The organism is Marinovum sp. 2_MG-2023 (genome assembly GCF_030548265.1).
Lineage (GTDB): Bacteria > Pseudomonadota > Alphaproteobacteria > Rhodobacterales > Rhodobacteraceae > Marinovum.
The window spans coordinates 1-9,736 of sequence record NZ_JAUOSD010000051.1 but is presented as its reverse complement, the minus strand read 5'-3'; the positions used below and the strand labels follow the sequence as shown (position 1 = coordinate 9,736).

At 59.5% G+C, this 9,736-nt stretch carries 9 protein-coding genes; 4 read left to right on the top strand and 5 right to left on the bottom strand.

Annotated elements, in window-relative coordinates; genetic code table 11:
* Window positions 1-145: 145 nt before the first annotated feature.
* The 4 genes from Q4577_RS23235 to Q4577_RS23220 all read right to left on the bottom strand — a co-directional run bounded on the left by Q4577_RS23235 (window position 146) and on the right by Q4577_RS23220 (window position 4,770).
* A complete protein-coding gene (locus Q4577_RS23235; RefSeq protein ID WP_303472661.1) occupies window positions 146-1,087 on the bottom strand; it encodes a phytanoyl-CoA dioxygenase family protein in 942 nt (313 codons plus the stop codon).
* 144 nt (window positions 1,088-1,231) lie between these two features.
* Window positions 1,232-2,827, bottom strand: a complete 1,596-nt coding sequence (locus Q4577_RS23230) for a TRAP transporter large permease subunit (RefSeq protein WP_303472663.1) — start codon at window positions 2,825-2,827, stop codon at window positions 1,232-1,234.
* 1 nt (window position 2,828) lies between these two features.
* A complete protein-coding gene (locus Q4577_RS23225; RefSeq protein WP_303472665.1) occupies window positions 2,829-3,638 on the bottom strand; it encodes a TRAP transporter small permease subunit in 810 nt (269 codons plus the stop codon).
* Window positions 3,639-3,747: 109 nt separating this feature from the next.
* Window positions 3,748-4,770, bottom strand: a complete 1,023-nt coding sequence (locus Q4577_RS23220) for a TRAP transporter substrate-binding protein (protein ID WP_244685177.1) — start codon at window positions 4,768-4,770, stop codon at window positions 3,748-3,750.
* Window positions 4,771-4,986: 216 nt separating this feature from the next.
* Here Q4577_RS23220 and Q4577_RS23215 point away from each other — a divergent pair, with 216 nt between their 5' ends.
* From Q4577_RS23215 to Q4577_RS23200, 4 genes are all read left to right on the top strand, one after another.
* Window positions 4,987-5,676, top strand: coding sequence for a GntR family transcriptional regulator (locus Q4577_RS23215; RefSeq protein ID WP_303472667.1), 690 nt, complete (start codon window positions 4,987-4,989; stop codon window positions 5,674-5,676).
* A gap of 51 nt (window positions 5,677-5,727) precedes the next feature.
* On the top strand, window positions 5,728-6,573 hold the full coding sequence (locus Q4577_RS23210; protein ID WP_244685181.1) for a fumarylacetoacetate hydrolase family protein: 846 nt from the start codon (window positions 5,728-5,730) through the stop codon (window positions 6,571-6,573).
* A 296-nt stretch (window positions 6,574-6,869) separates the two neighbouring features.
* A complete protein-coding gene (locus tag Q4577_RS23205; protein ID WP_303472669.1) occupies window positions 6,870-8,393 on the top strand; it encodes an aldehyde dehydrogenase (NADP(+)) in 1,524 nt (507 codons plus the stop codon).
* Between the two features lie 82 nt (window positions 8,394-8,475).
* Window positions 8,476-9,327, top strand: coding sequence for an SMP-30/gluconolactonase/LRE family protein (locus tag Q4577_RS23200; RefSeq protein WP_303472671.1), 852 nt, complete (start codon window positions 8,476-8,478; stop codon window positions 9,325-9,327).
* Between the two features lie 150 nt (window positions 9,328-9,477).
* Here the strand turns inward: Q4577_RS23200 and Q4577_RS23195 are convergent.
* Window positions 9,478-9,736 (bottom strand): hypothetical protein (locus Q4577_RS23195; RefSeq protein WP_303472673.1); only part of this gene is annotated, 259 nt, incomplete at its 5' end.

The following is a 9,736-nucleotide window of genomic DNA, read 5'->3' as shown; positions in this document are numbered from 1 at the left end:
ATACCCCTACGCCTGCGGCGGCCGGGGCTGTTGTTTAAAAGCGACTGGGCGCACCGGGTTATTCTTGGGTTTTCTTTTTGTTCCCCGCGGGGGGCGCGCCCCCCGGACCCCCGGGATATTTTTGAACAGAAGAAGGGCAGGGACGTCAGGCGCAGGCCGGGCTGTCACTGCGCCAACGGTGAATCGGGATATGGGGTTGGGTGGCGAGGCGGGCGCGGGTGTCGTGCCACATCGAGCGCCACAGCTGCCAGTCGTGCAGGACCGTGTCGGGATGGCGTCGCGATCGGGCGATGAATTCCGGGAAATGCGCGCGGCCGGTGGGTTGGCCGGTGACGTTGTAGCGGATGTCGAATGACCAGCGGAAGGCGTCGGATGTATTGACCAGCGAGGCATGCGGGGTGAGCGGGTGGAAGAGAACTGCGCCGCCTGCCTTGACCGGCAGGGGCAGAGCGCGGGCTTCGTCCAGGACGCCGTCGGCGATGGCGGTCTGTTTCCTGGGGCAATGTGGATACATTTGCGGTTTGCCGGGAACCACCTGAAGACAGCCGTTTTCCACGGTGGCATCGCTGATCGCCAGCCAGACGGTCACCATTTGCGTGGCATCGCCGCTTTCATGCGCCACTGCGCGATCCTGGTGCCAGTCGGTGGCCGTGACATGGGCGCGGCTTTCAGCGCCGTGCAGGGTGGTGGCGGGGGGCTTCAGGCGCACATGCTGGATCGGGTTCGAGGTGATTTCCGGCCCGATCAGATCTTCGACCATGTCCAGCAGACGCGGCGCGGTCAGCATGTCAAAGACCGCCGGGCCAAAATGGAACGGCGTGTCCGGTGTGATTGCATCCCCCGGCAATGAGATATCCATTGGCTGGAACCAGTCGCAGCCGGCGGCATAGCTTGTCAGCAGTTTTTGCCAGAAATCCTGACCGGTGGCGTCGGGCACACGGCCCTGAGCCTGCCAGTTTGCATAAAGCCGATCAAGTAAGCTGGCATATTCCGCTTGGACCGCTTGCAACCGGGCGGCATCCAGCACGTTTTCCACCACAAGGTAACCTTGGGTTTCGAAATGGTCGATCTGGGTTTGTGTCAGCATGGGCGTCTCCGGAAGGCCGGAATTGGGGCCGGCAGAATGTCATGCGGTGCGGGCATGACAGTCAACGGGTCCCGATGGGGCTGTGTGGTCCTTGGTGTGATCGGGGCGAACGCGCCGCCCCGACCAAATTCGTGTTGTGTTGTGTCAGAGGAAGATCGACACCATTGAGGGCCAGACCAGCAACACTGTCAGCGCTGTCAGCTGCAGGACAATGAATGGCAGGAAACCCCGGAAGATGTCGGTCAGCGAAATATGCGGCGGGGCCACAGATTTCAGATAGAAGGCCGCCGGACCAAACGGGGGCGACAGGAACGACACCTGCATGTTCATACAGAACACCACGCCGAACCAGACCTGCACATGGCGCGGATCAAGATCGCCGATCAGGCCGATTTCCTCGATCGGCAGTTTCAGCACGATTGGCAGGAACACCGGCATGATCAACAGGACGATGCCGACCCAATCCATGAACATCCCCATGATCAGGAAGATGAACATCATCACCAGGATCACGCCCATGGTGGGCATGTCGGCGCCGACAATCATGTTGGCCACATAGGTCGGACCACCGGCCAGCGTATAGGCCGCGGCAAGTGCCGCTGCACCGATGGTGACCCAGATGATCGTGCCGGTCGACTTCAGCGTGCGCATCAGGCTGTCCCAGACGATGTCGAAGGTCATCTCGCGTCGGGCAAGCCCGATCACGAAGACCGCGACAACACCCATGCCGGCCGCTTCGGTGATGCCGGTGATGCCCATGTAGATCGAGCCAAGCACAACGCCGATCACGATGGTGGGGGCGACCAGACCTTTGCCCATTTCCCAACCCTGCGCCGTGCGTTCCTTGCCGACGACGACAAAGACAGCCACCGCAGCAATGACAAAGGCACCGATGATCCAGGGAATGTCGCTGACCATGCCAAGGGCAATGGGATCCACGCCTTCGGTCACGGTGTTTTCACCCGTCGCGGTAAAGAACAGCGCCCGCAACAGCAGGACCGCTGTGAACCACATGGTGAATTTGCCGAGGAAGCCCAGGAACATCAGACCCTTTTCACTGCCGCGCGGTGCGTCGGGGTCTTCTTCTGGCAGGGGGGCCAGATCCGGGTTCAGCTGGGTGCGGATGATGATGTAGACGATAAAGAAGGACGCCAGCATCAGACCGGGCAGGAAGGATGCGGTGAACAGCGCCTTGATCGAGGTTTCCGTCACCAGACCGTAGAAAATCAAAACGATCGACGGCGGGATCATCGTGCCAAGCGAGCCGGAGGCACAGATCGTGCCAATGGCAAGGTTCTGGTTATAGCCCAACCGCAGCATCTGGGGCAGGGCGATCAGGCCAAGCAGCACAACCTCGCCGCCGATGATGCCCGACATGGCGGCCATGATCACGGCCATGATCGACGTGACAATCGCAATCCCGCCGCGCGCCCGGCTGAGCCAGGTGTTGAGCGAGGAATACATGTCGCGTGCAATGCCCGACCGTTCCAGCAGTGAGGCCATGAAGATGAACAACGGCACCGAGATCAGTACATAGTTGGTCATCTGGCGATAGACCGCCTGACCCAGCACCGACAATGGCCCGCGTCCGAAGGTGTTGAACAGCAGGTCAAAGTCGAATTTCAGGACAAGTGTGACCACCGCCAGAAAGGCCGAGGCAAAGCCAAGCGGCATGCCGATGGCCAACAGCGCGAACATCCCGAGCAGGAGCAGCAGGCTGAGTGTTCCAATATCAACCATATCAGTCGTCCCTCAGGGTTTTGCGGATGTTTTCGATTTCGGTTTCGTCGATGTCGTCGAGCGGCGAATGATGTTCCGGCGCCTTGTTCCAGTCGGCAATCAGGTTTGACACCGCTTGGATGGTCACCAGAACAATGATGAACAGAATTGCGGCCTTCATCGTGCCGGGAATGGGCGGATCCCAGGCGGTGCCAAATGTCTCCATCCGCAGAAGGCGGGTTTTGGCATCGTTATAGCCGCCCCAGACCAGCGAGAAGGTGAAGCAGACGATCAGCCCGACGGATATCACATCCGAGGTCTTCTGCATCCAGCGGGGCATCATGTCATAGATCACATAGATGCGGATGTGGCTGCGCTGTTGCATGGCGTATTGCCCGGCAAACAGGAACACCACCGCCGCGATCCACAGCGACATTTCGTTCGCCCAGAGTGTCGGGCGGCTAAAGACGTAGCGCGACACAACTTCGTAGAACATGACCACAACGATCAATGCGATGCCGATCATCGCCATGCGCGACGTGACCAGCGACAGAATGTCGAAGAAACCGCGCGGCTCTGGTTCGATATGGCCGATGCGATCCGACAAAAAGAGCGCCGTGCAGAGCAATGTCAGAAAGATTGATGCCAGCATGATCGCCACGATGGGCCGGCCCTGCGGGCGGATCATTTCATGCATTCCGATGGCATCTTCGGATATGAACTGGTTAAGGATCAACCAGGCAAAAATTGCGGCGGTTATGGCCCCGAATACTTTGGCGGCGGTTTTGACAGGCCCGCGTGCCGAGCCGAGCCAGACATTGTCTTTTTCCATGCTCGTCCTCCCCTTGTTTGGTGATGTCGTTTGTTGGTTGATGTCTTCAAAAAACTGGCGAGCCCCAAGGGACCCGCCAGCCATGTTTGAAACGATCAGATGATCGACATCACTTGGCGATCAGACCGAGATCCGCCAGGTAGCCACGGTGGCTTTCGACCAGAGCAGCGGCTTCTGGTGTCTTGGCGGCCCAACCGTCCCACGAACGCTGGGCAGCAGCGCGGAAATCGGCACGGTCTTTTTCCGACCAGTTGTGCAATGTCACGCCAGCGGCGGTCAGCTCTGCTGCGGCTTCGGCGTTCTTCTTTTCATTCGACAGAGCGGTGTGCAGGGTCAGTTTCTGCATGGCGGTGTCGATGATGCGCTGATGCTTGTCGCTCAGCCCGTCCCAGACGGCTTTGTTACAGGCCAGGTGGTCCGACGGCATCGAATGGAAGCCGGGATAGGTGGCATGTTTCACGATGTCATAGAGGCCAAGACCAACGTTGTTGGCCAGACCCGAAGCGTCCGCACCGTCGATGATGCCGGTTTCCAGCGCGGTAAAGATCTCGGTGAAATCCATCACGATCGGCGAAGCGCCCATTTCGGTGAAGATTTCGGTTTCAAGACCAGGAGGCGAACGGAATTTCCAGCCTTTGATGTCCTCGGGACCTGCAAGCGGCTTGGACGAGGACAGCGATTCCTGACCATAGAGCCACCAGCCGATCAGCTGCATGTCATGCTGGTTGTAGAGTTCCTGTGCGGCGTCATAGCCACCGCCGTAATACAGCCAGGAAACCTGCTGCCAGGGGGTGTCATAGCCACCCATGATGTCGCCGACGAACTGGAACGCCGGGTTCTTGCCGGTCTGATAGGCGCCGCCGGTCATGTCACAGTCGAGGATGCCGTTGATGGCGGCGTCAAATGTCTCTGTAGTGGCAACAACCGAGGAGGCATAGAACATTTCGATGGTGATCTCGCCGCCCGACATGGTTTGAATATCGTCGATGAATTGTGCCGCCAGCTGACCCGAGGGGTGCTCGGATGTGTAGTGCGTCTGGATCCGCAGGGTCACGTCTTCAGCTGAAGCAGCGGTCGCCGCCACTGTCAGTGCTGCCGCGGTCGCTGTCTTCAAAAGCGATTTCAGTTTCATTTAGGTCTTCCTCCCTGGTGGCCCCGTAGGACCGATTGATGCCGCGCGTTCTTGGTGGCGCGGATAGAATGGTATACCATTCGAAAGACAGGCTATCCAAAGCATTCTCGACAATCAACATCTTTTGGTATACCAAATTCGACAATTCGACCTCGCAATGATCAAATATTGCGCTTTTGGCGGGTGCACTGAAGCAATTGGAAAAGACGCAGGTAAATGGCGGAAGAAAATCGCGCGGAACATATCGCTAATCAGCTGCGGCGGGACATTCTTATGGGCGTTTTTGCCCCCGGTGCCCCGATCAAGGAGCGCGATAATGCGATTGAAATGGGGGTCAGCCGCACGCCGATGCGCGAAGCGATTCGAATCCTGGCGAAAGAGGGGCTTGTGGTGTTGCGCCCGTCCCGCAGCCCGATCGTGGCGCAGCCCACCCTGAAAGAAGTGTCCAACGCGATCGAGGTGCTGAGCGCGCTGGAGATGTTGTCGGTGCAGCTGGCCTGTGAGCATGCGACGCAAGAGGATTTGACCCGCATTCGCGCCATCGAGCAGAACATGGCGAAAAATTATGACAAGCTGGATGATGTCGAGCGATTCGAGGTCGACATGAGCTTTCACATTGCCATCGCCAAGGCATCGCATAACGAAATGCTGGCCGAGACCCATTCCTCTTATCTGGCGCGTCTTTGGCGTGCGCGATTCCTGTCTGCGACGCAGAAACGGTCGCGCGAAAGGGTGCTGCGCCAGCATGGGGCCATTGTGGCCGGTCTGGAGGCGCGTGATGTTGCCATGGCGCAAAAAGACACCAACGCGCATCTGGAGCATCTGTTGATCAACGTGCAGGAATATTTCCAATTCGAATCCGGTGCCGATGGTGCCGCGGATGATCCCACTGGGTCCGGCGGTTGAGCTGCAACTGACCCAGATCTGAATTTTAAGCCCAAACAAGGATAAAGAGACATGAAACTGATCCGCTACGGTGCCCTTGGTGCCGAAAAAACCGGCATGCTTGACGGTGATGGCAAGGTGCGTGATCTGAGCGCCCATCTGCCGGAGCTTTCGGGTGCGGCGCTGACCGCCGAATCGCTGGATGCGGTGCGGGCGTTGGATGTGAACAGCCTGCCACTGGTGGCGGAACCGGGTCGCATCGGCTCTTGCCTGGCATCGGTGCCGAATTTCTTTTGCATCGGGTTGAACTATGCCCTGCACGCCAAGGAAAGCGGCATGGACGCGCCGACGGAACCGGTGGTGTTTTCCAAGGCGACATCGGCGCTGTCCGGTCCGTTTGATGATGTGATCATTCCGCGCAATTCGACCAAGGGCGACTGGGAAGTCGAGCTGGGTGTCGTGATCGGGCGCGAGGCACTTTATGTGTCAGAGGAAGACGCGCTTGATTATGTGGCGGGCTATTGCACCGTGAACGACGTGTCCGAGCGTGAGTTCCAGATCGAAAAGCTGGGCCAGTGGATCAAAGGCAAGTCGGCCCCGACATTTGCCCCCATCGGCCCCTGGTTCGTGACCGCAGACGAGGTGCCGGACCCGCAGGCGCTGGATGTGTCGCTCTCTTTGAACGGGGATGTGGTGCAGAATTCCAATACTGCGGACATGATCTTTTCCGTGCGCGAAATCGTGTCCTATCTCAGCCAGTTCATGAAGCTGCAACCGGGTGACATTATCGCCACTGGCACGCCTTCTGGTGTTGGCATGGGCATGAACCCGCAGCGCTTCTTGCGGCCTGGCGATGTCATGGAAGTGACCGTGCAGGGGCTGGGCACCCAGCGGCAGGAAACCGTCGCCGCCAGCTAAGGCGGTTGAACACCAATGCCCCGGCACCCATCTCAGATGTTGGATGCCGGGGAACACGCGTGATCGCGCCTTGACGCAGCGACGATTTCAATGCGGATTTTCCGCCACAACACAGCCATTTCAGCAGCTGCATTGCGCAACACGGCGCAGTGGGCCGGGCAATTTGATCTTGGCTTGACGTTGCGCGCGGTGGATGTGATCAATCCGGTATACCATTTTGGGCCGGGGTGGCCGCCCGCACCTGCGGGAAATGATGCCGCCGCCCTGGCAGGACATATGTCAAACAAGGGATAGCAATGCTTGACGAGACATTTAAACCGCACGGAAAACATCTGATTGCGGGGGAATGGGTTGCGGGCGACGCAACATTCCAATCCGAACCGGCGCATGGTGCCGCACATGATTATTCCGTTGGCACGCCGGCGCTGGTCGATCAGGCCTGCAAAGCGGCGGAAGAGGCCTTTTGGTCCTTTGGATATGCCAGCCGCGAGGCGCGCGCCGAATTCCTGCGGGCGATTGCCGATGAAATCGACGCACGCGGCCCGCAAATCACCCAGATCGGCACCGAAGAAACCGGTTTGCCCGCCGCGCGGCTAGAAGGTGAGCGTGGGCGCACCGTGGGACAGTTGCGGTTGTTCGCCGAACATATCCTTGCCGGTGACTATCTGGATCGGCGGTATGATGCGGCATTGCCGGATCGCCAGCCATTGCCGCGCCCGGATTTGAAAATGGTGCAACGCCCGATTGGCCCTGTGGCGGTCTTTGGTGCGTCGAACTTCCCGCTGGCGTTTTCCACCGCGGGGGGCGACACCGCTGCGGCGCTGGCTGCGGGTTGCCCTGTTGTGGTCAAAGGCCACTCTGCGCATCCCGGCACCGGCGAAATCGTCGCCGAGGCGATTCACGCCGCAATCGCATCGCAGGGCATGAACCCCGGTGTGTTCAGCCTTATCCAGGGCGGAAAGCGTGATGTGGGCCAGGCCCTGGTGCAGCATCCGCTGATCCGTGCCGTCGGCTTTACCGGATCTTTGGGCGGTGGCCGGGCGTTGTTCGACCTGTGTGCGGCGCGCCCCGATCCAATTCCGTTCTTTGGCGAGCTGGGGTCGGTCAATCCGATGTTTGTCCTGCCCGAAGCACTGGCCGCCCGTGGCAGCCAGATTGCCGAAGGCTGGGCCGGGTCGTTGACCATGGGCGCGGGACAGTTCTGTACCAATCCCGGCATCACCGTCCTGATTGACGGGCCAGAGGCGGATGCCTTTACCGCGGCGGCCACAGCTGCGCTGAAGCCGATGGGCGCACAGACCATGCTGACCGACGGGATTGCGGCCGCCTATCGCGACGGGCGGGACCGGGTTGCCGGCAGCACCGGCGTACAGGAGCTGGTCAGCAGCACCTGTGACCTGCGCAACGCCACACCCTATCTGTTTGCCACCACCGGTGCCGAATGGTTGGCGAACGAGGCGCTGGGCGAAGAAGTGTTCGGACCGCTCGGGTTGATTGTGCGGGTCAAGGATGCCGACGAGATGCAAACACTGGCGCAGAGCCTGGTAGGCCAGTTGACCTGTACCTTGCATTTGGATGACGGCGACTCGGATCTGGGACGGCAATTGATGCCGGTCCTTGAGCGCAAGGCCGGACGCGTGTTGGCAAATGGATTCCCCACCGGGGTCGAGGTGTCGGACACTATGGTGCACGGCGGACCTTACCCCGCCAGCACCAATTTCGGCGCGACATCGGTTGGAACCATGTCGATCCGGCGGTTCCTGCGGCCGGTCTGCTATCAGAACCTGCCGGATGCCTTGCTGCCCGATGACCTGAAATAATTCAAAATAGCCGGACGGCCCGCACAATGTTGCGGGCCGTTTGCGTTTCAACCCTTTCCTATCTTGCCGCCGGAGATCACATATGGCCGCTACATTCTTTGACCGTCGTTCCTGTACCTTGGGTGAGGGGCCGCTTTGGCACCCGGAACGGGGGCAATTGTTCTGGTTTGACATCCTGGGTCGCCAGTTGCTGAGCCGGGAGGGCGACACCGCTCTCGAATGGTCGTTTGATGAATATGTCTCGGCGGCGGGCTGGGTGGATCGTGATACGCTTCTTGTCGCGTCACAGACCTCGCTGATGCGCTTTGACATTCCCAGCGGCGCGCATGAGGTGATTGCACCTCTGGAGGCTGACAATACTGTCACACGCTCTAACGATGGCCGCGCCGATCCGCAGGGCGGTTTCTGGATCGGAACAATGGGGATCAATGCCGAACCGGGGGCAGGGGCGATCTATCGCTATTACAAAGGCGCGGTCGAACGGATCTTTGCCGATATCACGGTTTCCAATGCGATCTGTTTCGCCCCGGACGGGCGGCATGCCTATTACGCCGATACGCCAACCCTTCAGATCATGGTGCAGCCGCTGGACGCCGAAGGATGGCCCGATGGTGCGCCAGAGGTCTTTGTGGATCTGAACGAAGCGGGGCTGAAGCCCGATGGCGCTGTCGTGGATTCCCAAGGGGCGCTTTGGAATGCACAGTGGGGCGCTGGCCGCGTGGCGCGCTATTTGCCGGATGGTACTTTGGATCAGGTGATCGAAGTGCCGGGGCTGCACAGCACTTGCCCGTCTTTTGGAGGTGAGGATCTGCGCACTCTATATGTCACCAGCGCAAGCGCCGGCCTCGATTCCCCTGATTCCGCCCAGGGCGCGACCTTTGTTGCCACGGTTGAGGTTGCCGGACAGGCCGAACACAGGGTTGTGCTGGCCTGATTGACCGCCAGAAGCGGGAATCCAGAGCTCCCAAAGCTCATAATCGGGGGCTTTAGGGGCAAACGACTCGGGATTTGTGGTCCCGAGTCGGACAAAACCCGGAAAACCACCAAAAGCCTTGGGCTGAAATCCCCGTTTTTGTCCGTTTGCTCAAAAACTATTCACGCTAACCAGTTGATTTTGTTTATTTTTCGCAAAAACTTTGCAAAACTTTGGGATTTTGTGATTTTGTGCTTGCGGGTTTTGCTGGGTAACACTAGAACCCCCTTCACCGGCGGCGCTGAGGCGCGCAACGGGACGCCAGACGGGGCGGCGGCGACGAGGCAACGAGGCGCTGACGCAGACGAGACGGAGAAATTTTTGAGGTATTGACGGGCGGGCGCGCCAATAAGTTAGGGCGCATCCGGTT

Coding starts and splice junctions, on each gene's coding strand:
- Q4577_RS23210 (WP_244685181.1), top strand. CDS start 5,728: ATGAAACTGATCCGCTACGGTGCCCTTGGTGCCGAAAAAACCGGCATG.
- Q4577_RS23225 (WP_303472665.1), bottom strand. CDS start 3,638: ATGGAAAAAGACAATGTCTGGCTCGGCTCGGCACGCGGGCCTGTCAAA.
- Q4577_RS23230 (WP_303472663.1), bottom strand. CDS start 2,827: ATGGTTGATATTGGAACACTCAGCCTGCTGCTCCTGCTCGGGATGTTC.
- Q4577_RS23215 (WP_303472667.1), top strand. CDS start 4,987: ATGGCGGAAGAAAATCGCGCGGAACATATCGCTAATCAGCTGCGGCGG.
- Q4577_RS23205 (WP_303472669.1), top strand. CDS start 6,870: ATGCTTGACGAGACATTTAAACCGCACGGAAAACATCTGATTGCGGGG.
- Q4577_RS23200 (WP_303472671.1), top strand. CDS start 8,476: ATGGCCGCTACATTCTTTGACCGTCGTTCCTGTACCTTGGGTGAGGGG.
- Q4577_RS23220 (WP_244685177.1), bottom strand. CDS start 4,770: ATGAAACTGAAATCGCTTTTGAAGACAGCGACCGCGGCAGCACTGACA.
- Q4577_RS23235 (WP_303472661.1), bottom strand. CDS start 1,087: ATGCTGACACAAACCCAGATCGACCATTTCGAAACCCAAGGTTACCTT.